This window comes from Accumulibacter sp. (assembly GCF_036625195.1).
Classification (GTDB): Bacteria; Pseudomonadota; Gammaproteobacteria; order Burkholderiales; family Rhodocyclaceae; genus Accumulibacter.
This window is the reverse complement of sequence record NZ_JAZKUG010000001.1, coordinates 1,356,469-1,377,110: the sequence shown is the minus strand read 5'-3', so window position 1 is coordinate 1,377,110 and position 20,642 is coordinate 1,356,469. Positions and strand designations below refer to the sequence as shown.

Sequence of the window (20,642 nt, the reverse complement as noted above, 5' to 3'; positions counted from 1 at the left end):
GTGTCATTCCTGTTGCCCTGCCGTGACACGGCAGCTTTTCAGCCTGCCACGTTTTTCGACCTCATACAACCAGTCCAGCAACTCGTTGCCGAGTTGCGCGCTCGCTGCCACCATCGCGCCAACCGCCCCTCGGGCGTCGGCACTGCTCGCCTGCTGTTGGACTGCCACTGCTTTCTCGGCGATGATCCGCTGTCTCGTGTCGAGCAGGGTCGCCTGCCCCTGCAACAGCGCGCTGCTCTGCTGCGGCGCGGCGAAGATCTGCGAGAACTCCTGCAGTTCGATGCGCAGCCGGCAGGTGTTCGCGTTGCGGCCACGTGCCGCGCTGAGCCCGAGCTGCTGCCGCAGCCGCTGCTCGAGCAGTTGCGCCGGCGCGGCGGCCCAACGACTGGCAGCGTAGCTGCGCAACCGCAGCGGTTCATCGTAGAGCAGGCGATACTCGATCGTCAGCGCATCGAACCAGTAAGGCAGCCTTGTCTCGAGCGCGACCCCCGACCAGCGCTCGCCTTCGGTCAGCCGCACCGGCGGCGGTCCCAGATCGTAGACGTCCGGCCGTTGCGGACTGCGCATGCCGCTGCAGGCCACCAACAGGCTGGCGGCAAGTAGGCTCGCAAACCTCGTCATCGACCCACCCCTGGCATCGCAGGCGCGACAAAGCCGGCCTCACCCGGGCCCGGCGCATGCGGTGGGGGACCGAAGATGATGCTCTGCGGCGATTCCTCAAGCATCTGCAGCACCCGGTTGAGCTGACGCGAGTTCGCCGACAGCTCACCGCTGACCTCTTCCAGGCGCGTCACCAGGGCGGCGATACCGCCCGGAGAAGGTTCGCCGATCAGCCGCCCGAGGCGTTCGCCCACCGGCTGCAGACTGCTTGCCAGACGGCGCGACTCGAGCAGCAGCGGCGCCGCCTCGGCAGCAGCCCGCTCGGCGTGTGCCAGAGTGCTGCCCAGCAGGCGAAGGTTTTCGTCCGTCAGCAGTTTGCGCAACTGCCCCGCCACCTCCGTGGTGTTGCTCGTCGTCGCATCCAGGTTGGCGAGAATCCCGGCCAGGTGCCGCCGGTTGTCGTCGTCGAGAACGAGGTTCGCCCGCTCCAGAAAATCCCGTGCCTGACGCAGCGTCGCACCGCCGACATCCGACAACTCCTCGATCAGCGAGGACTGCATCGTGATGCGCGGCAGGCCGCCATCGTCGCCAGAGAGCGGCGTCGCATCCTTGCCATTGTCCTCGAGGAGGATGTGGGCGATGCCGGTGACCCCCTGATAGCCAAGGCGCGCGGTGGTGCTGCGGGTTACCGGAACGCTGCGGTCGACACTGACCCGGATCAGGATGTTGCGCACCTCTGCAGGATCGAGTTCGATCGCTTCCACCTTGCCCACCCGGATGCCGCGATAACGTACCTGCCCCTGCAGGTTGAGGCCGGTGACGTTGTGCCGGCTGACGACGATGTAGTCCGTGGTTGCTTCGTGCCTGCCACCGAACCACCAGACGGCCAGCACCACGGCGAGGCCAAGCAGCAGGGTGAACACGCCCGCCACCAGCGCATGCGCCCGGTTCTCCATGCTCAGGTCCGTCGCTGCCGGATCGCCGCCGCCGCGCGTCCGGAATCGAAGAAGTTGCGGACGAAGGGGTGATCGACCGCCGCAACCTCCGCTGCCGTGCCGCAAGCGACGATCCGCTGATCGGCCAGCACCGCCAGGCGGGTCGCCAAGCCGGCCAGCGTCTCGGGATCATGCGTCACCATCACCACCGTGAAACCCAGCTCCTTCTGCAACATTCGCAGCAGCTTGACGAAGCTCTCGCTGCGATCAGGATCGAGACCGGCCGTCGGCTCGTCGAGAACCAGCAGTTCCGGCTCGAGCGACAGGGCGCGCGCCAGCGCCACACGCTTGACCATGCCGCCCGACAACTCGGCCGGCATCAGCCGCGCATGCCGTGCTTCGAGCTCGACCATGGCGAGCTTGAGAAAGACCAGATCAGCGACCATCCCTTCATCGAGAGTGTGCAATTCCCGCAACGGAAAAGCAATGTTGTCGAAGACCGACAGCGCCGAAAACAGCGCGCCCTGCTGGAAGAGCATGCCGAAACGCCGCCGCAACGCCCGTCGGCGCCGCGGATCGGTTTCGAGTACCGACTGGCCGAACAGCCGCACGGTCCCCCGGCTCGGCGCCAGCAGGCCGACGATCTCGCGCAGCAAGGTCGTCTTGCCGCTGCCCGAACCACCGACCAGTCCGAGCATCTGGCCTGCCTCGATGTCGAGATTGATGTCGCGATGAACGACGAGATCATCGAACTCCGTGTACAGTCCGCGAATCTCGATCACGGGCGGCAACGACTGGCCAGCAGCAGGTGGCGCACTCATCACGGCAGCCCCAACCCGCGAGTCGCGACCGCAAAGACCGCGTCGACGAGGATCGCCACGGTGATCGAGCATACCACCGAACCGGTCGTCAACGCGGACAGGCTCTCGGTGTTCGGTTTGACCCTGAGCCCGAAGTGGCAGGCGATCAGCGCGATGAGCACGCCGAACACCAGTCCCTTGCAGAGGCCGATCCAGACGTTCGCCACCGGCACCACGCGCGGCAGCGTGTCGATGAAGAAGGCGTACGAGAGTCCCATCTGCAACTTGGCAGCGATCATGCCACCGATGATCCCAGCGGCGGAACACCAGATGACGAGCAACGGCATCGCAACGGCCAGCGCCAGCACCTTCGGCAACAGCAGGCGCTGACTGCGCGACACACCCATCGTCGCCAGAGCATCGATCTCCTCGGTCACGCGCATGACGCCGATCTGGGCGGTCATCGCCGAACCGGAACGTCCGGCAACAAGCACCGCAACCAGCATCGGACCGAGTTCGCGAACGATGCTGATGCCGAGCAGATTGACGATGAAGACGTCGGCGCCGAAAGTCTTCAGCTGCAGTGCGGACAGGTAGGAAAGGACGATGCCGATGAGGAAGCCGATCAGCGCAATCACCGGCAAGGCCCGCGCGCCGCTCTTGTAGAGGTTGGCCGAGAACTCCCGCCAGGGTATCTCGCGCGGATGCCGGCAGAGATAGCACAGATCGAGGACCAGCTGCCCGATCAAGGCGACGATCTCGGCCAAGTGACGAAGAGCCGCCAGCGACAGCTGGCCAAGCGCCGCGATCCAGGCGAGAGCGTCGCGCGCTGCCGGAGGGGCCTCGACGTCGCGGGAGATCTCCGCCACCCGTTCGAGCAGTGCCCGATGCTCGACCGAAAGGATCAGCGAACTGGGCCACTGTCGGCCCCAGGCCCGCCAGAGCAGAGTCGCCCCGGCGCTGTCGAGGCGCGACACCAAGTGCAAGTCCCACGCGGGGTTGCCTGTCCCCAGTTGCCGCACGCGCAACTCGAAAGCAGCGATTGGCTGCGGCATCGTCGCCAGACGCCAGTCACCCGCGAGCACGAGCTGCCGGACACCCGCCTCATCGACCACATCGATCGTCGCCGCGGTCATTGCTGCGTTCAGCGACCGGCGACGGATCTGCTTCCGGCCTGCGCCGACGTGCTGTTCACTCGCTCACTCCCCGTTCGGAAAAGTCGTTCCCCGGCCGGCCGCGGGCAACCACTCGCGCCCGCGCCCGCTACGACTTCTGCAGCAGTTCCAGCTGCACCACCTTGTCGCGCGGCACCGTGCCGATCTTCAGCGTGATGCCGATGCGACGCCAGAACGTCACCTCATCCGCCAATGCGGTGGCGGTGATCGGATTGCCCGCCTGCCAACGCGCCGGCAGATCGAGTTCGAAGCCATCGGCGACTTCCCTGACCGACATCTCGGGCAATGGATGGTCGTCGCGCGCCCGGTGCAACAGCGCCGCCAGCCGCAGACAGAAGAGGAGCCGCCAGTTGGGATCGCCCGCCGGCATCGCCGCGAGTTTCTGCAGCTTGCCACGCTGACCGAGAACCAGCAGGGCCAGCCGGGCCTGGTCACGCTTCGAGAAGCCCGACATGTCGGCATGCCCCAGAATGTACGCGCCGTGCTTGTGGAACTGGCTGTGCGCCACCGACACGCCGATCTCGTGCAGCGACACCGCCCAGCGCAAGAAGTGTACATCGTTCTCGTGCGCGAGATCATCGAGCTTGATCATCTGGCCAAGAATGAGCAGGGCCGTGCGCTCGACCCGCCTGACCTGGGTCTCGTCGACCTGATAGCGCTGCATGAACTGGGCCACCGTCGTGTCGCGCGTATCGTGGCGAGCGAAGCGCCCGAGCAGGTCGTAGAGCACACCCAGCGGCAGCGCACCATCGGAATAGGTCATGCGCTCGAGTCCCATCTCGGCGAACACGGCTGACATGATGGCGACGGCGCCGGGCAGGATGAGGCAGCGATCCGGACGCATGCCGTGCAGGTTCAGCGCCTCCGCCGACCCGGCGCGTATCAGCAACTGACGCAGCCTGGCCAGTCCCTCGCGGGTGATGCCACTTTCCCCCTGCGGGTTGAGATCGTTCATCTCCAGCAAGGTGGCGATTTCCTGCGCCGCTCCGGAGGATCCGACCGCCTCGCCCCAGCCACAGCGCTGATAGTCGACCACGATGGCCTCGACCTCGCGTGCTGCCGACACTTCGGCCGCGTACAGGCGCTTCTTGTCGACCTTGCCGTCGGGAAAGAAGCGTTGGCGATAGCTGATGCCGCCCATGAACAGCGATTCCATCAACGCCGGCTCGGTACCCTCGCCAATGATGAATTCGGTCGACCCGCCACCAATATCCACCACCAGACGGCGGTGGCCAGCTACCGGCAGGGCATTCGCGGCGCCGATGAAGATCAGCCGCGCTTCCTCACGGCCACCGATGACCTCGATCGGAAATCCCAACGCTGCCTCAGCCTGCAACAGCACCAGTGGTGCGTTCCGTGCGACCCGCATGGCATCGGTCGTCACCGCCCGCACGGCGTCCGGCGCAAAACCGCGCAGGCGTTCGCCGAAGCGGCGCAGTGCGGCAATCGCGCGCTGTTGCGAAGCATGATCGAGCAGCTTTTCGCGGGTGAGGCCGGAACCCAGGCGAACCGTCTCGCGCAGGGTATCCAGCGGGTGAATCTGTTCGCCAACGATGCGCCCGACCTGGACTCGGAAGCTGTTGGAACCCAGATCCACCCCGGCTATCAGTTCGTAACTCATGGCTGTTCCTCTTCGCCCGCTCGACAAGGGGTCTGCTTGGGCCCGGCATTCTAGCATTCCCCGGGCTTGACCTCCGTTGGCCCAGACGAGCGTCGGCACGCGGCAGACACGGACACCACCATGCCGGCGCCCCCGCCAGAGCGGAAGAAAATGGCCGCCGGCGGACCCGCACGCAGCCTATCGCTGTAATATGTCTGCCTGCAATTGAACCCTTGTCCGAGCCATCCTTCTTGACGGAACCGATCGATGAACATAGTTGCCACGACCAGCGAGACACCTCCCCTTCAGGCACCCACCGGCTTCCCGCCGGAGTACTTCCAGAATCGCGAGATGAGTCTGCTGGCGTTCAACCGGCGGGTCCTGTGGCAGGCCAAGAACCCACGAACACCCTTGCTCGAGCGACTGCGCTTCCTCTGTATCGTCAGCAGCAACCTCGACGAATTCTTCGAGATTCGCGAGGCTGGCATCAAGGAACAGCTCAAGCTGAACTCGGTGGCGATCACCACCGATGGCAAGACGGCACGCGAGGTCTACCAGCTGGTGAGCGAGGAGGTTCATGCCATCGTCAGGGAGCAGTATGCGCTGCTCAACGAAGAAGTCCTGCCACAGCTTGCTGCCGAAGGAATTCGCTTCCTCAAGCGGGCAGACTGGAATGTCGAACAGCGCGAATGGATCAGGGAGTTCTTCTTCCGCGAAGTGATGCCGGTCATCACACCGATCGGCCTCGACCCGTCGCACCCCTTCCCGCGCGTGCTCAACAAGAGTCTCAACTTCGCCGTCGAACTCGAGGGGCGCGACGCCTTCGGGCGCAGCTCCGGCGCAGCGATCGTGCAGGCACCGCGCGTCCTGCCACGCGTCATCCGCCTGCCGCGCGAACTGGGCAGCAGCGAGTACTCCTTCGTCTTCCTGTCGTCGATCCTGCACGAGTTCGTGCATGAATTGTTCGCCGGCATGAAAGTGCTGGGTTGTTACCAGTTTCGTGTCACGCGCAACAGCGACCTCTTCGTTGACGAGGAAGAAGTCAAGAACCTGCGCGCCAAGATCCAGGGCGAACTGCCGCAGCGCCATTTCGGCGACGCCGTCCGCCTGGAGGTCGCGAACAGCTGCTCGGAGGCAATGACACAGTTCCTCCTCGGCCAGTTCAATCTGACCGAAACCGATCTCTATCGCGTCGCCGGCCCGGTCAACCTGGTTCGCCTGATGCAGGTTCCGGACTGGGTGGTGCGCCAGGATCTCAAGTTCCAACCCTTCACACCGGGCGTACCGAAGGCACTGCAGAAATGCCAGAGCGTCTTCGACGCAATCCGTGGCGGTGACATCCTGCTGCATCACCCCTACCAGAGCTTCAACCCGGTGATCGAAATGCTCGAGCAGTCGGCGATCGACCCGCTGGTGGTGGCGATCAAGATGACCGTCTACCGCACGGGTACCGACTCGGTGCTGATGCAGTCGTTGTTGCGCGCAGCGCAGAACGGCAAGGAGGTCACCGTCGTCGTCGAGTTGATGGCGCGTTTCGACGAGGAGGCGAACATCGGTTGGGCAACCAAGCTCGAGGAAGTCGGCGCGCACGTCGTCTACGGTGTCTTCGGCTACAAGGTCCATGCCAAGATGCTGATGGTCGTCCGCCGTGAAGAGAGCAATGGCGGCGGCAGCATCCTCCGCCGTTACGTCCATCTGGGGACAGGCAACTACCATCCGAAAACCGCCCGCCTGTATTCCGACTTCGGTCTGCTCACCTGCAATGAGGAGATCGGCGCCGACACCAACGAGGTCTTCAAGCAGCTCACCGGCCTCGGTCGCGCCCAGACGCTGACCCACCTGTGGCAGGCGCCGTTCACGCTGCAGCCCAACGTCGTCGCGGCAATCCGGGCCGAGGCGGAAGCGGCGCGTGCGGGCAAGCGTTCGCGAATCATCGCCAAGATGAACTCGCTGCTCGAACCGGAAACCATCGCCACGCTCTATGAGGCCTCGCAGGCCGGCGTCAAGGTCGACCTCATCGTGCGCGGCGTCTGTGGCTTGCGGGCGGGTGTCAAGGGCCTGTCCGAGAACATCAATGTGCGCTCGATCATTGGCCGCCAGCTCGAGCACCATCGCGTCTTCTATTTTTACGCCGGCGGCGAGGAGAAGGTCTATCTGTCGAGCGCCGACTGGATGGAACGGAACTTCTTCCGGCGGATCGAACTGGCTTTCCCGGTCCTCGATCGCAAGCTGAAGCGGCGAGTGATGAGCGAAGGCCTGCAGATCTACCTCAGTGACAACGCCCTTGCCTGGGAACTCGGGCCTGACGGCACCTACCACCAGAAGCGTGGTTCGCGCACCAGCCCGCATTCCTCGCAGGCCGAGCTGATCGAACTCCTCAAGGCCTAGCCCTGCACCACGAAAGGCGCCGCCGGCCGCCGCCGGCGGGCGTCAGGCACGTCGCGCGCCAACGACTCCGGGCACCCCATGCAGCAACGCGAGTGTCCGCTCGAGTTGCGGGATGCTGCTGACCTCTGCAGTGAAACCCATATGCGCGTTGCCCTGACGAGACTGCGTGTTCACCGCGATGACATTGATCCTTTCGCGCGCCAGCACGTCCGACACATCGCGCAGAAGACCCTGGCGGTCATGGGCGTCGATGACGATGTCGACGGCGAAGACCGCGTCGCTGTCTGCGCCCCAGGTCGTTTCGATCAGCCGCTCCGGGTGCATCGCCTGCAGGTGCACGAGATTGCTGCAGTCGGCACGGTGGACCGAAACGCCACGACCGCGCGTGACGAATCCCGCGATCGGGTCTGGCGGCGCCGGCTTGCAACAACCCGCGAGCTGTGTCAGGAGACGGCCAACCCCGACGATCAGGATTCCCTTCTCCGCCATGTCGCTGTCGCGTTGCCGGCGGACCGTCAGCTCGTCGGACACGCGGTCCTCGACTGGCTCCTCGCTGGCACGCACCGCCGCCTGCAGCTGCCGCAGGTTCAGCGTCGCGCGCGCCATCGCGATGAAGAGGTCGTCGCTGCGCGCGAGCCCGAGACGGACCGCCAGGTCATCGAGGTTGAGCCCGGGCTGTCCCAGCCGCTGCAGTTCGCGTTGCAGCAGCACGCGTCCCTCGGCCACGGTGTCTTCGAGCGCCAGGCTGGCGAACCACTGCCGGACCTTGAGCCGCGAGCGATGCGTGAACAGATAGCCGAGTGCCGGGTTGAGCCAGTCACGTGACGGCCCGCCCTGCTTGGCGAGGACGATCTCGACGCGCTGCCCGGTCGCCAGCTGCGTATTCAACGGCACCAGCGCACCGTCGACCTTGGCACCGCGACAGCGATGGCCGACGTCGGTGTGCACACGATAGGCGAAATCGACCGGCGTCGCCCCGCGAGGCAGATCGACGACCCGCCCCTGCGGCGTCAGGACATAGACCGTCTCATCGAACGCTGCCTGCTTGTAATGCCGGACCCAGTCGGATGCGTCCGCCACCTCCTCGCGCCAGGTCAGCAACTGACGCAGCCAGGCGATCTTCTCGTCGTAGCGGTCCTCGGGCGTCGCCCGGCTCCCTTCCTTGTAGCGCCAGTGAGCGGCAACGCCCAGTTCGGCATGGCGGTGCATGTCACGTGTGCGGATCTGGACCTCGAGCGCACGGCCATCGGCGCAGTGCACGGCGGTATGCAACGAGCGATAGTCGTTGCCCTTCGGATGCGCGATGTAGTCGTCAAACTCCCTGGCGATCGGCGACCAGATGTGGTGCACGATGCCGAGCGCCGTGTAGCAGTCACGCACCTCGTCGACGATGACACGGAGCGCACGCACGTCGTAGACCTCAGCGAAGCCCACCCCCTTCTTGCGCATCTTGTTCCAGATGCTGTAGATGTGTTTCGGGCGACCGTAGACCTCGGCGTGACCGACACCGGCAGCCTGCAGCTCTTCCTGCAGGCGGGCGCTCGCGGTGGCGATGAACTGCTCCCGCTCGACACGCTTCTCGTCGAGGTGGCGCGCGATATCCTTGTAGATCTCCGGGTGCAGAAAGCGGAACGACAGGTCTTCGAGCTCCCACTTCAGCTCCCAGACACCGAGCCGGTTGGCCAGGGGTGCGTAAAGCTCGAGCGTTTCACGTGCCACCGGCACGCGCAGCTCGTCCGCCTCGGCGGCAAAATGACGCAGGGTCTGCGTCCGCGAAGCGAGCCGCAGGAGAACGACGCGAATGTCCTCGACCGTCGCCAGCAGCATCTTGCGCAGGATCTCGACCTGCGCCTTCATCTCCTGCGGGTTGCTGTCGGCGCTCGCCGCCGAATGCGCGCTGAACTTGCGCGTGATGGGCCGCATCCGGTCGAGGCGCGAAATGCCACCGACCAGATGCGCGACGCCGCTGCCAAAGCTCGACTCGATCTGTGCCAGACCGCGTTCCTGCAGTGCCGGCACCGCAAAGAGCAGTGCCGCCAGCCGCGAATCGGCGTCCAGCTTGAGTCCGGCGACGATCAGCGCCATTCCCAGCGCATGTCCCCAGACCTCCTCGCCGCTACCCAGCAGACGGTCGCCATAGACCGCGCGCGCGTACTCGACCGCCCGCCACAGCCGATCCGTGGCCGCGGCCGGCAGACCTTCTCCGAGCGCTTGCAGCGACTGCGCGGGATCGCCGTGTGCGGCGAGCGAGTGGACGACGGAAACCATTGGCGGATTATAAAGGCGCTGCTGGCCATTCATGCATAATGCGCTTTTTGCCACTGCCAGCCAGCGATGCCTGCTCGCCTGCAGAACCCGTACCTGCTGCTCGTCCTGACCGTGCTCTTCTGGTCCGGCAACATGGTCATCGGCCGCGCGCTGCGCGAGCAGGTGCCGCCGCTGGCGCTCGCCTTCTGGCGCTGGGCCATCGCCTTCGCGCTCGTCCTGCCGCTGGCGTTGCCCCATCTGCGGGCGCAATGGCCACTGCTGCGCGCGAACTGGAAAGCGGTGAGCGTGCTCGGACTTCTCGGTGTCGGCGGCTACAACACGCTGGCCTACATCGGCTTGCAATACACCCCGGCAACCAACGCCGCACTGCTCAATTCCTTCATCCCGATCGCCACGATCGCCCTCTCCTGGGCCTTTCTCGGCAAGCATCTGCGAACCACCGACTGGCTCGGCGTCCTCATCTCCTTCGCTGGCGTCAGCATCATCGTCAGCCAGGGCGATCCGGTCCGTCTCGCACGACTGGGCTTCAACGTTGGTGACCTGTGGATGCTTGTTGCCGTCTTCACCTGGGCGCTGTATACCATCGGCCTGCAGTGGCGACCGGCCGCTGTCGACCCGATGCTGCTGCTCGCCGCGTTCACCCTCGTCGGCTTGACGGCGCTGGCCCCTGCCTACGCCTGGGAGGTCGCGCAGGGACGGACGATCACAGTCTCGCCGGCGACGCTGGCGGGGATCGCCTACACCGGCATCTTCCCCGGTTTCCTCGGTTACGTGTTCTACAACCGCGCCGTTGGCGAGGTCGGCGCAAGCAGGGCCAGCCTCTTCCTGCATCTGATGCCAGTGTTCGCAACCATCCTCTCGGCCATCTTCCTTGCCGAGATGCCGCAGCCGTACCACTATCTCGGCATCGTGCTGATCTTCGCCGGCATCTACCTGACGACGGCGACGCCCGGCGGGGCCCCCGCGAGATGATCGGCAAACTGCTCGGCTGGCTGAGAAACCGCCGCGAACCAGCACGCATCCCCGACGCACTTTGGCTCGAGGTCCGTTCGCGACTGCCTTTCGTCGCCTGTCTCGACGGCGAGGAACAACTGCGTCTGCGGCGGCTGGCCGAGGACTTCCTTGCCGAAAAGGAGTTCACCGCCGTCGCCGACTTCGAACTGGACGACGCCATCTGCGTCTCGATCGCCGTCCAGGGATGCCTGCCGATCCTCAACCTCGGCCTTGGCCACTACTCCGGGTGGGTCGGCATCATCGTCTACGCCGACGAGTTCATCATCCCGCGCTGCATCGAGGATGAATTCGGCGTCGTACACGAGTATCAGGAGCTGGCATCGGGCGAGGCCTGGGAGGGCGGTCCGCTGTTGATTTCCTGGCGCGACGCACAGATGGCGGGTGACGGCTACAACGTCGTCATCCACGAGTTCGCGCACAAGCTCGACATGCGCAACGGCGAAGCCAACGGGATGCCCCCGCTGCCGCCGGGCATCTCGGCCGCCGCCTGGCAGACGGTTCTTCTTGCCAGCTACGACGCCTTCTGCGCCGCCGTCGAGCGAGCCGACCGCGGCGGCGAGGAAACCGTCTTCGACCCGTATGCCGCCGAGAACCCCGGTGAATTCTTCGCCGTCATGAGCGAAGCCTTCTTCGAGACACCGCAAGACCTGCTGGCCGAATTTCCCGACCTCTATGCCAACCTGAAGTGCTTCTACCGGCAGGATCCGGCAGCGCGGCTGCGGCCGCCGGCCGCTCTTCCCGGGACGGGCTGCGGCGAGAGCTCAGAAGCCATGCCGGACCTGTGACAGGAAGGACTTCGCCCGCTCATGCCCGGGATTCGAGAAGAAGCCCTCGGGCGTGGTGTCCTCGAGAATCACTCCTTCGTCGAAGAAGATGACGCGGTCGGCGACCTCGCGCGCGAAGCCCATCTCATGCGTCACCACCAGCATGGTGATGCCGCTGTAGGCCAGTTCGCGCATCACCGCCAGCACCTCGTTGACCATTTCCGGGTCGAGCGCCGAGGTGGGCTCGTCGAACAGCAGCACCTTCGGATCCATCGCCAGCGCGCGGGCGATCGCCACCCGCTGCTGCTGGCCGCCGGACAGCTGCACCGGATACTTGCTGGCCTGCGTCTTCAGGCCCACCCGCTCGAGCAGGTTCATCGCCTTCTCTTCGGCAGCCGCCTTCGCCATCCGGCGCACCCGCATCGGCGCCAGGGTCAGGTTGCGCAGGACGGTGAGATGGGAGAACAGGTTGAAGCTCTGGAAGACCATCCCCACTTCGCGGCGAATGGCGTTGAGGTTGCGAATGTCGTCGCTGAGGACGATGCCGTCGATGACGATCTCGCCCGAGTCGTGCGCTTCGAGGCGGTTCAGGGTGCGCAGGAAGGTGGACTTGCCGGATCCCGAAGGTCCGACGATGGCGGTGACCTGTCCCTCGTGGAAGGTCGCCGAGACCTCCCTGAGCGCCTGGAAGGAACCGAAGCGCTTGCCGACCGCGCGCGCCTCGATGATCGGCCGGAGAGCGGCTTCAGAGCCCATGGCAAGTCCCGTCAGCGTTTCTGGCCGACATCGAGTTGCGCCTCGAGTGCGGCCGTCAACGTCGTGAAGGCCGTGGTCAGGATCAGGTAGATGGCGGCAATGGTGACGAACACCGGGATCGGCTGATAGCTCTCGGCCTGCACCCGGTAACCGACCATCGTCAGTTCGACGACGCTGATGGCGTAGGCCAGCGACGAATCCTTGACCAGCGACGCCAGGTTGTTGGCCAGTGCCGGCAGGGCGACGCGCATGCTCTGCGGCAGGATGACATCGATGAAGGTCTGCAGTGGCGTCAGCCCGAGGGCGCGCGCGGCCTCGATCTGCCCGTGCGGAACGGCGAGGATGCCTGCCCGCACGCACTCGGTGTTGTAGGCGCCGACGTTCAGCGACAGGGCGATCGCGGCGCAGGTGAAATCCGACAGCTCCACCCCTTCCGGCATGATCGTCGGCAGGGCCAGCCAGACGAACAGGATCTGCAGCAACAGCGGCGTACCGCGAATCAGCCAGACGTAACTGTCACACAACCAGCGCAGCGGCCCGAAACGCGACAGCTTGCCGAGCCCGGCGAGGACGCCGATGAGGACACCGGCGCTGCCGGCGATCAGCGTCAGTCCGACGGTGATTCGCGCCCCGTCGGCAAACTGCTCGGCCGCTGGCCCGATGGGTGCCGGCATTGCCGCAAGCGGCAATGCCATTCCCCAGAGGAATAGGAGCAGCCCGATCATGGCGGCGAACATCGCCCATCCCGGGTGCAGCCTGGTCCAGTTCATCGCTCGCGACCTGGCTCAGGGTCAGGAACGGCAGGAAACGTCTTCCTTGAAGTACTTTTCCGACAGCGCCTTGTAGGTGCCATCCTTCATCAGCTCGGCCAGGGCCTGATTGAGCTGCTCGGCAAGTCCCTTGTTGTTCTTGCGCAGGATCATCGACACGCGCTCGACGAACACCTGCTCACCGGCAGTGATCCCGGCATCGGGGTTCTTCTCGAGCGTCGCCTTGACGGTGAACTTGTCGGAAATCCAGGCATCGACCTTCTTCGCCTTCAGCGCGGCAAACGCTTCCGGGTCGCCCTTGTAGGTCTTGATCGTCTTGATGCCCTTGATCTTCTTCGCTGCATCGGCGTAGCTGGTCGCCAGCTGCACGCCGACGGTCTTGCCATCGAGCGCTGCAACCGTCAGTGGTCCGTCCTTGTGCGCCGCGATCTGGCCGCCGGTACAGTAGTGGGGATTGGCGAAATCGACCGACTTCGCCCGCTCTGCCGTGTAGCCATGCGAGGCGATGGCAAAGTCGAAACGGTCCTGCTTGAGTGCTGCAATCTGGCCGTCGAACGGCACCACGCGCCATTCGAGCTTCAGCCCGAGCTTCTTCGCGATCGCTTCGGCCAGCTCCACCTCGAAACCGGTGAGCTTCGGTCCATCATAGTAGTTGAAGGGCTGGAATCCCCCCTCGGTGGCGACGATGATGGTTCCCGACTGCTTGATCGCATCCCACTCGCGCGCCACCGCCGGACCGGAAAGGACGAGCGAAAGAGGAATGACGGCACTCAACAACTTGACTAGAAATCGCATGTTACCTCCTGTTGATCAAGATCGGACGCTGACGACACCGCACCGTCCTTGTGGCACGCATCTCCATCGATCGCGGACCGCTGTGTGAAGACGGCGCAAAGAGTACAACAAACAGGGACAATGGGGCGCAAGAAATATGCTTTATGCGGACGATAGGCCCGGCCGGGCGCGGTCATCACCACATCCGAAGGACGCCGCGCAGCTGCCGGCGATGCCACCAACCTCGCCGGAGCACGCCCAGGTTCGCTGCAGCCCCAGTACGCGCCAGCGGGAAGACGCCGGCGAGCGGCGCTCAGCCCCTCTCGCGCGTGGCGAAGCCGGAGAAATGCAGGACGCGGCGGACGTACTGCTGCGTCTCGGCGAAGGGCGGCACCCCGCTGTAACGCTCGACGGCTCCCTCGCCCGAATTGTAGGCGGCAGCAATCAACCGCCAATCGCCGGCAAACCGCTTGTCGAGCCAGCGCAGGTAGGCGAGTGCGCCTCTGACATTGTGCTCGGGATCGAACGGCCGGGTCACGCCAAAGCGCTCCTGCGTCGCCGGGATCAGCTGCATCACACCCTGTGCATTGCGTGGCGAGACGGCAGCCGCATCGAGATTCGACTCGGCGATGGCGATTGCCAGCGCGAGACGGGGGTCGATCTGATACTGGCGCGCGGCATTGCGGATGAGGAGGGCGATCCGTTGCTTCGCCGAGGACTGTCCGGCCAGGTAGCCATCGAGGTCGAAACGGGTTCCGTCGGCGCTGCTGCCGTACAGCCCGCACTCATCGCCGATGATCGCACTCGCCACCCGCGAATCGTAGAGCCTGAGTGCCTCGTGGTGGCCAAGACGGGCGGCCAGCGCCAGGTAGGCGTTGGCCAGCGCCGGGTTGCGCAGCGGGCGCGGTGCGCTGGCGAGCACGCGTCCGACACGGAAGAAGCCTTCGGGACTGCCCATGGTCCCCGCGTCGCAATAGAGCGCCACGGCCAGCAAGAGGTTGCGCCGGATGCCGACGCCGAATTCCGCCGCATGCCCCTGTTGTAGCGCTGCCGTCACCCGCGGCGCCTCGATGTAGCTCTCGGCTCGAGCCCTGCCACCCGGAAGCGCGATCGCCACCAGTAGAAGCAGTGCCACACCGACGAGCATCCTCCCGTCCCGAAACCGTTTCATCGCTTTCGCACCCGCTGTTCGCATCAGCCCAGCCGAGCTGCCGCAGCATCGCGGCGCCCACCCCGTCGCCCACAGCGCCAGTCTGGGACGGCCGGCCACGGATGGACGAGGAATTAATGCACATTTTCCTGCAACCTCTGGCTGCAGGACGGATGCCCTGGCTGGCAAAGAAACCGGCGACCTGCGCCGGCTAACGACGGTGTTGCCGCCCGCCCGTCAGGATCCGTGGCTACCCCGCACGGCCTCGCCACCCGGCACGCGCTGGCCAACGCTCCTTGCGTCCAGCAGGCTGGCAAAGCGTTCGGGGCTGAACCCCACCAGCAGCTGGCCGCCGAAGGCCACCACGGGGCGACGGATCAGCGTCGGATGCGCCACCATCAGCGACAGAGCCCTCTCCTCGTCGATACCGGCGCGCTCGTCTGCCGCCAGACGCCGCCAGGTCAGACCACGGGTGTTGAGCAGCGCCTGCCAGCCAGCATGGCGATTCCACTCCGGCAGCTGTGCGGCCACCACCCCCGGTTGTCGGTAGTCGCAGAACTCGTAGGGCACGCCATTGGCCTCGAGCCAGGCGAAAGCCTTCTTCATGGTGTCGCAGTTGCGAATGCCGAAAACGGTGATCATTGGCGCCAACCCTTGCCGGTTTCCTCTCCCGCAGTATCATCGCATGGCCGTGCCGCCAGTCCAAGCCTCCTGCTTGCACGCCGCTGTCGCCACGGCCTGCGATCCGTCGATCGGCCACCAGGCGCCTGCCGGGCAGCCATCCGCTGCCGCCGACGGACGGCCGTTGCGGCAGGAAGCGGACGCGTCGCCAACGGCGGCAGGAGGAACAGGAGGAGTTGAGGATCATGTCCAGTGCAGCGTTTCGCATGCTCGGCTGGGGACTCGAAATGGCCGGGCTGCTGCTCGTGGTCTGTGGCTGCGTGCTGGCCTGGAGGCATTGGCGGCGCACCCGCGGCTGGCGGGCGGCACCGGGCACGGTGGTCGAGCAAGTGGCGGTTGCGGTGACGCCCGGCAATCCCTACGATTTCCCGGTCGTCGAGTTCACCGCCGACGACGGCCGCAGGCATCGCTTCGAATCCGACACCGGCCGCTACGTTCTTCCGCTGGCGGTCGGCACGCGAGTCGATGTCCTGCACGACCCGATGCGGCCGGAAGAAGCCGTGGTCGATCGCTTTGCCGACCGCTGGTTCGCCGCCACCGCCCTCGCCGGTCTCGGCGGCATGGCGATCGTCGTCGGCTTGATGTTCGTCACGCTCGCCCGCTGAAGGGTCGCGAAGAAAACCGTCGCCAGCAGGCCGGCTGCGCACGGGTGGCCTTCAGGGAAAGCGAGTGCGCCAGGACGCCGCCGAACGCCCGGCCGTAGCCGGCGCCGAAGTGCGTGCGGTCGCCGGTGACGAGCGCATCGCAGCGCAGCCGGATGGCGGCCGCGAGCACCGGCCGGTCCTTTTCAGGCAGCCAGGCCACGTCGTGGGCCGGCACAGTGACCAGCGGCACGGCCGCCGCCAGCCTCAGGTGCGGCAGCAGGGCATCGAGCGCGCGCAAGCTTTCCGCGTCCGTGGCCAGCACACGTAGGCATCGGCCCAGCACTCGTGACCGCGCTCGACCAGCAGGCGCACGAGCGCGCGCGCCGCACCATCGGGAAACCGTCGACCGGCGGCCGGCGGCGGCGACTTGTCCAGCACGCGCAGTCCCGATCGGCAGCCCGATCACGTTGTTGGCCTCTCCGTTCCGCCGTTCAGATCGCCGGCAATCAACCGGAACTGCTCCAACGCCGCCTCCAGATCATCGACGATCTCCTGCGCGATCACCTCTGGCGGCGGCAGGTTGTCGCTGTCGGCGAGCGATTCGTCCTTCAGCCAGAAGATGTCCAGGCTCGCCTTGTCGCGGGCCAACAGCTCGTCGTACTCGTACACGCGCCAGCGCCTTTCCGGCGTCTCCGCGCTCCACGTCGCCTGCCGCTGGTGGCGGTTGGCCGGGTGGTACAGCGCCACGAACTCGTCCAGGTCCGTGCGCTTCAGCGGGTTGGTCTTCAGCGTGAAATGCTTGTTGGTGCGCAGGTCGTAGATCCAGAGCTTCCTGGTCCACGGCGTCTCGGAGGCCGGCTTCCTGTCGAAGAAGATCACGTTGGCCTTGACGCCCTGCGCGTAGAACAGGCCGGTGGGCAGGCGCAGCAGGGTGTGCACGTCGCATTCATGCATCAGCTTGCGGCGGATGGTCTCGCCGGCGCCGCCTTCGAACAGCACGTTGTCAGGCACCACCACCGCGGCGCGGCCGTGCGCCTTGAGCAGCGTCTTGATGTGCTGCACGAAGTTGAGCTGCTTGTTGCTGGTGGTGGCCCAAAAGTCGTCGCGCTCGACGATGTCCTTCTCGGTGGAGGTCTTGCCGTCCTCGCCGACGATCATCGTGCTGCTCTTCTTGCCGAAGGGCGGATTGGCCAGCACGATGTCGAAGCGCTCGCCGGGGTCGGCCGCCAGCGCGTCGGCCACCTTGACGGGCACGCTCTTCTCCGATCCGATGCCGTGCAGCATCAGGTTCATCGCGCACACGCGCGCGGTGGCCTGCACCAGCTCCCAGCCGCGGAAGGCACCTTCCTTGAGGTGGCGCTTCTCGTCGCGGGTGAGGTTGGAGTTGTGTTGCGTCAGGTACTGGTGCGCGGTGAAGAGAAAGCCGCCGGTGCCGCAGGCCGGGTCGCAGATCAGCTCGCCGGGCCGGGGCGCGATGCAGTCCACCATCGCCTGGATCAGCGCGCGCGGCGTGAAGTACTGGCCGGCGCCGCTCTTCGTGTCCTGCGCGTTCTTCTCCAGCAGGCCTTCGTAGGCGTCGCCCTTCACGTCGGCGCCCATAGACGACCAGTTCTCGGCGTCGATCAGGTCGACGATCACGCGCCGCAGCTTGGCCGGGTCCTGGAACTTGTTCTGCGCCTTGGCGAAGATCAGCGCCAGCGTGCCCGGCTGCCTGCCGAGCGCTTCCAGTGTGTGGCGGTAGTGGTCGAACAGCGCATCGCCGTCCCTGGCCAGCAGCGCGGGCCAAGCGTAAGCGGCAGGAATGGGGCCCGGCTGGTTGTACGGCGGGCGGCTGCGCTCGTCCGCCATCTTCAGGAACAGCAGGTAGGTGAGCTGCTCGACGTAGTCGCCATAGCTCATCCCGTCGTCGCGCAGGACGTTGCAGTAGTTCCAGAGTTTCTGGACGAGGGTGGAGGTGTTCATTCGTTCGTCTTGTAGGCCTGACCCGGATGGTTGGGCGTGCCCGGGACGCGTGCTCGCAGCCGGCCATCGCGCAGCATCGGATTGATGTAGTGGTTGCGCAGCGAATCCGGAGCGCGATCGAGCAGCCGCGCCAATGTTCGAAGCGCCAACCACTGCTGCGAACACAGCGCCAGGATGACTTGCTCAGCCTGCGCCTTGTTGGACACCTTGCCCAGCTTGCGCATGGGCGCAGCCAGCGCCGCCAGGCGCGCCTCTTGTTCGGAGCTCAAATGTTCGGAGTCAGCCTTCAAATGTTCGGAGTCGGCGGTCGATTGTTCGGAGCTGGCCGCCGAATGTTCGGAGCCTTCGCCCACGGGCGTCGCCGGTGCGAACAAGTCCCCGAGGTGCTGCCTGGGCCAGCGATACCGGGTTCCCCTGCCGTGGCCGCTCTTCTCCAGCCAGCCGGCGTCGACAAACTGCTTCAGCCGAACACCGATCTCGCGAGGATGTTCCGCCCGGTACGGCTGGATGTCGGCGTTGCCGATCTCGTCGAAGCGGTGCGCCAGCATCAGGATCACGCGGCCCAGCTCGTCGAGACCCCGGTAAGCGTCGCCCACGATCGCGCGCAACTCCTGCTCCACGTCGCCCGGGATCATGCTGGGCAGCGGCAGCCACACGCGCGTCATCTCGAGCGACGGGTCTTCGGCCACCAGCGGGATCATCCAGTGCTGCTCGCGCCAAGCGCGCAGGATCTTCTGGAAGCCCGAGCCCGCTTTCTCGCCGAGGCCGAGCATCTGGAACATCTTCTGCACGTTGGGGTTGCGCGGGTCGCTCACTCCGCCCTGGTACAGTGCCTCGCGCGGGATGCGCAGCCGCCCCGGGTTGACGAAAACGAACGCGTCCTGCCGCTTGATCACGGTGATCGGACGCGACGACTGGTGGTCGGCGTGGATCAGCGTGTTGACCAGCGCCTCGCGCAGCGCCTCGTGCACATGCGTCTCGGCAATGCGCGTGGCCTGCGGATCGAGCTTGAACGGCACGTCCAGCCCTTCCACCAGGCGCGGGTAGACGCGGTAGTAGAAGTTGAACAGGTTCGGTACCCACTTGCCGTCCACGGTGATGCGGTGGCTCCAGCGCTGCTCGGGATCGGCCGAGAGCTGCTCCTGATAGTCGAGGTGGTAGTGCGGCAAGGCATCGAGCAAGCTACGCTCGCTGCCGAACATCAACAGCCCGGCCAGTGTGAGCCCCGCACGCCCGCCGACCCGCTCGCGGCGCCAGCCGCCCAGCCGCTCGATCAGCGCACGGTCATCCAGCGCAAGAAAGGGGTGGTCCGGCTCATGCGATGCGAAACGGTTGCGATACGCCTTCAGCGATTCGGCATCCAGATCGTCGAGACCGAAGCCTTCCAGCAGCATGCCATCCTGCGGCTCGTCGCTGGCGTCGCGCAGCATCTGCCGCACCTCGGCCTCGGTGCAGTGGTAGTCCCCTTCGAAATTGCGCTTGAAGGTGCCCGTCAACGGATTGCCGTTGACGAAAACCGGCCGCTGCGCGCGCGCCGCCCGGCGCACCCGAATCAGCAGCAGTTCGCGGTCATCGATCGGAACCAGTTGCACGTCGCGCTCGGTGCAGATGGCCGGGCTGAACTTCTGTGGGTTGTTGTGCCCGTCCCAGAAGGCCTTGATCAGCTTGCCGGGCGAACGCACGCCGACGATCTCGTGCGCCTCGCCCTGCTCGGCCACACCCAGCACGACCGTGCCGCCTTCGGTGTTGGCGAACGCGGAGATCGTCTCCCAAAGCGACTTGGGCAGGCCGCCCTCGGCGAGCTTGAACTCGACGTCCTGGTCTTCGCCGAGATCGAGGCGTTGGAGGAGGCTCTCGGTGTTCATCGATGGCAGCACGAATGTGGTATCAGGGACACGACAGTTCGCCAGCTGGGCGAGGCTGTTGACTCACGGCATGCGACAGCGTCGCAGAGACCAGCGCCAGCGTGCCCGGCTGCCCGCCGAGCTGTTCCAGCGTGTGCCGGTAGTAATCGAACAGCGCATCGCCGTCGTTGGCGAGCAGCGGGCCATGCGTAGGCGGCGAGCATGGAGCTCGGCTGGCTGTGCGGCGGGTGGCTGCGTTCTTCTGCCATCTTCAGGAACAGCAGGTAGGTGAGCTGCTCGACATAGTCGCCATAGCTCATCCCGTCGTCGCGCAGGACGTTGCAGTAGTTCCAGGGTTTCTGGACGAGGGTGGAGGTGTTCATTGTTTCTTGCCGCGGCTCTTTGTTGGCCCATTGATGATTCGCGCACGACTAACAAAGCTATCTTGTTGTCAGGCTTTGGGTTTTCGCTGCCCACCCGGACGGGCCGCCGTTTCGTCATTGTTTGCTTTGATCCATCACGATCCACTTGGAAGCCTGTCTCGTTCCGACGTTCCGGATCACCTTGCCGGACAGCG

19 protein-coding genes are annotated in these 20,642 nt (G+C 65.6%); 4 read left to right on the top strand and 15 right to left on the bottom strand.

Features of this window, described 5'->3' with window-relative positions:
• Positions 1–3: 3 nt before the first annotated feature.
• From V5B60_RS05985 to V5B60_RS05965, 5 genes are all read right to left on the bottom strand, one after another.
• The gene (locus tag V5B60_RS05985; RefSeq protein ID WP_332346129.1) at positions 4–621 is read right to left on the bottom strand and encodes an ABC-type transport auxiliary lipoprotein family protein; all 618 of its coding nucleotides are present in this window, start codon (positions 619–621) and stop codon (positions 4–6) included.
• On the bottom strand, positions 618–1,556 hold the full coding sequence (locus V5B60_RS05980) for an MlaD family protein (RefSeq protein WP_332346128.1): 939 nt from the start codon (positions 1,554–1,556) through the stop codon (positions 618–620). The genes V5B60_RS05985 and V5B60_RS05980 overlap by 4 nt, the downstream gene beginning before the upstream one ends.
• 2 nt (positions 1,557–1,558) lie before the next feature.
• Positions 1,559–2,356: an ABC transporter ATP-binding protein gene (locus V5B60_RS05975; protein ID WP_332346127.1), complete on the bottom strand. Its 798-nt coding sequence runs from the start codon at positions 2,354–2,356 to the stop codon at positions 1,559–1,561.
• Positions 2,356–3,471 carry an MlaE family ABC transporter permease gene (locus tag V5B60_RS05970; RefSeq protein ID WP_332346126.1) on the bottom strand — a complete coding sequence of 372 codons (1,116 nt, stop codon included), beginning with the start codon at positions 3,469–3,471 and terminating at the stop codon, positions 2,356–2,358. The genes V5B60_RS05975 and V5B60_RS05970 overlap by 1 nt, the downstream gene beginning before the upstream one ends.
• Positions 3,472–3,598: 127 nt before the next feature.
• Positions 3,599–5,131: a Ppx/GppA phosphatase family protein gene (locus V5B60_RS05965; RefSeq protein WP_332346125.1), complete on the bottom strand. Its 1,533-nt coding sequence runs from the start codon at positions 5,129–5,131 to the stop codon at positions 3,599–3,601.
• Positions 5,132–5,377: 246 nt separating this feature from the next.
• Here V5B60_RS05965 and ppk1 point away from each other — a divergent pair, with 246 nt between their 5' ends.
• Positions 5,378–7,498, top strand: a complete 2,121-nt coding sequence (gene ppk1 / locus V5B60_RS05960) for a polyphosphate kinase 1 (RefSeq protein WP_332346124.1) — start codon at positions 5,378–5,380, stop codon at positions 7,496–7,498.
• 42 nt (positions 7,499–7,540) lie between these two features.
• On the opposite strand, the gene V5B60_RS05955 is transcribed toward ppk1, so the two are convergent.
• The gene (locus tag V5B60_RS05955; protein ID WP_332350443.1) at positions 7,541–9,766 is read right to left on the bottom strand and encodes a RelA/SpoT family protein; all 2,226 of its coding nucleotides are present in this window, start codon (positions 9,764–9,766) and stop codon (positions 7,541–7,543) included.
• A 66-nt stretch (positions 9,767–9,832) separates the two neighbouring features.
• Here V5B60_RS05955 and V5B60_RS05950 point away from each other — a divergent pair, with 66 nt between their 5' ends.
• Both V5B60_RS05950 and V5B60_RS05945 read left to right on the top strand, forming a co-directional pair.
• The gene (locus tag V5B60_RS05950) at positions 9,833–10,738 is read left to right on the top strand and encodes a DMT family transporter (protein ID WP_332346123.1); all 906 of its coding nucleotides are present in this window, start codon (positions 9,833–9,835) and stop codon (positions 10,736–10,738) included.
• Positions 10,735–11,565, top strand: coding sequence for a zinc-dependent peptidase (locus tag V5B60_RS05945; RefSeq protein ID WP_332346122.1), 831 nt, complete (start codon positions 10,735–10,737; stop codon positions 11,563–11,565). Before V5B60_RS05950 ends, V5B60_RS05945 begins: the two co-directional genes overlap by 4 nt.
• Here the strand turns inward: V5B60_RS05945 and V5B60_RS05940 are convergent.
• The 5 genes from V5B60_RS05940 to V5B60_RS05920 form a co-directional block, all read right to left on the bottom strand.
• Complete coding sequence (locus tag V5B60_RS05940; protein WP_332346121.1) at positions 11,542–12,300, bottom strand: amino acid ABC transporter ATP-binding protein; 759 nt, start codon at positions 12,298–12,300, stop codon at positions 11,542–11,544. The two genes, V5B60_RS05945 and V5B60_RS05940, sit on opposite strands and share 24 nt — an antisense overlap.
• Positions 12,301–12,311: 11 nt before the next feature.
• Positions 12,312–13,070 (bottom strand): amino acid ABC transporter permease, encoded by a 759-nt coding sequence (locus tag V5B60_RS05935; protein ID WP_332346120.1) that lies wholly within the window; start codon positions 13,068–13,070, stop codon positions 12,312–12,314.
• 21 nt (positions 13,071–13,091) lie between these two features.
• The gene (locus tag V5B60_RS05930; RefSeq protein WP_332346119.1) at positions 13,092–13,865 is read right to left on the bottom strand and encodes an ABC transporter substrate-binding protein; all 774 of its coding nucleotides are present in this window, start codon (positions 13,863–13,865) and stop codon (positions 13,092–13,094) included.
• 292 nt (positions 13,866–14,157) lie between these two features.
• Positions 14,158–15,015, bottom strand: a complete 858-nt coding sequence (locus V5B60_RS05925; RefSeq protein ID WP_332346118.1) for a lytic transglycosylase domain-containing protein — start codon at positions 15,013–15,015, stop codon at positions 14,158–14,160.
• 216 nt (positions 15,016–15,231) lie between these two features.
• On the bottom strand, positions 15,232–15,636 hold the full coding sequence (locus tag V5B60_RS05920) for an arsenate reductase (protein WP_332346117.1): 405 nt from the start codon (positions 15,634–15,636) through the stop codon (positions 15,232–15,234).
• 224 nt (positions 15,637–15,860) lie between these two features.
• Here V5B60_RS05920 and V5B60_RS05915 point away from each other — a divergent pair, with 224 nt between their 5' ends.
• Positions 15,861–16,280, top strand: a complete 420-nt coding sequence (locus V5B60_RS05915) for a DUF3592 domain-containing protein (RefSeq protein WP_332346116.1) — start codon at positions 15,861–15,863, stop codon at positions 16,278–16,280.
• Here V5B60_RS05915 and V5B60_RS05910 read toward each other — a convergent pair.
• The 4 genes from V5B60_RS05910 to V5B60_RS05895 all read right to left on the bottom strand — a co-directional run bounded on the left by V5B60_RS05910 (position 16,264) and on the right by V5B60_RS05895 (position 20,385).
• Positions 16,264–16,557 carry a hypothetical protein gene (locus V5B60_RS05910; protein ID WP_332346115.1) on the bottom strand — a complete coding sequence of 98 codons (294 nt, stop codon included), beginning with the start codon at positions 16,555–16,557 and terminating at the stop codon, positions 16,264–16,266. The two genes, V5B60_RS05915 and V5B60_RS05910, sit on opposite strands and share 17 nt — an antisense overlap.
• A 164-nt stretch (positions 16,558–16,721) precedes the next feature.
• Entirely contained in the window at positions 16,722–18,221 is a 1,500-nt protein-coding gene (locus V5B60_RS05905) for a class I SAM-dependent DNA methyltransferase (RefSeq protein ID WP_332346114.1), read from the bottom strand.
• A complete protein-coding gene (locus tag V5B60_RS05900; protein WP_332346113.1) occupies positions 18,218–20,086 on the bottom strand; it encodes an RNA-binding domain-containing protein in 1,869 nt (622 codons plus the stop codon). Before V5B60_RS05900 ends, V5B60_RS05905 begins: the two co-directional genes overlap by 4 nt.
• Positions 20,083–20,385, bottom strand: coding sequence for a hypothetical protein (locus tag V5B60_RS05895; RefSeq protein ID WP_332350442.1), 303 nt, complete (start codon positions 20,383–20,385; stop codon positions 20,083–20,085). Before V5B60_RS05895 ends, V5B60_RS05900 begins: the two co-directional genes overlap by 4 nt.
• Positions 20,386–20,642 lie beyond the last annotated feature (257 nt).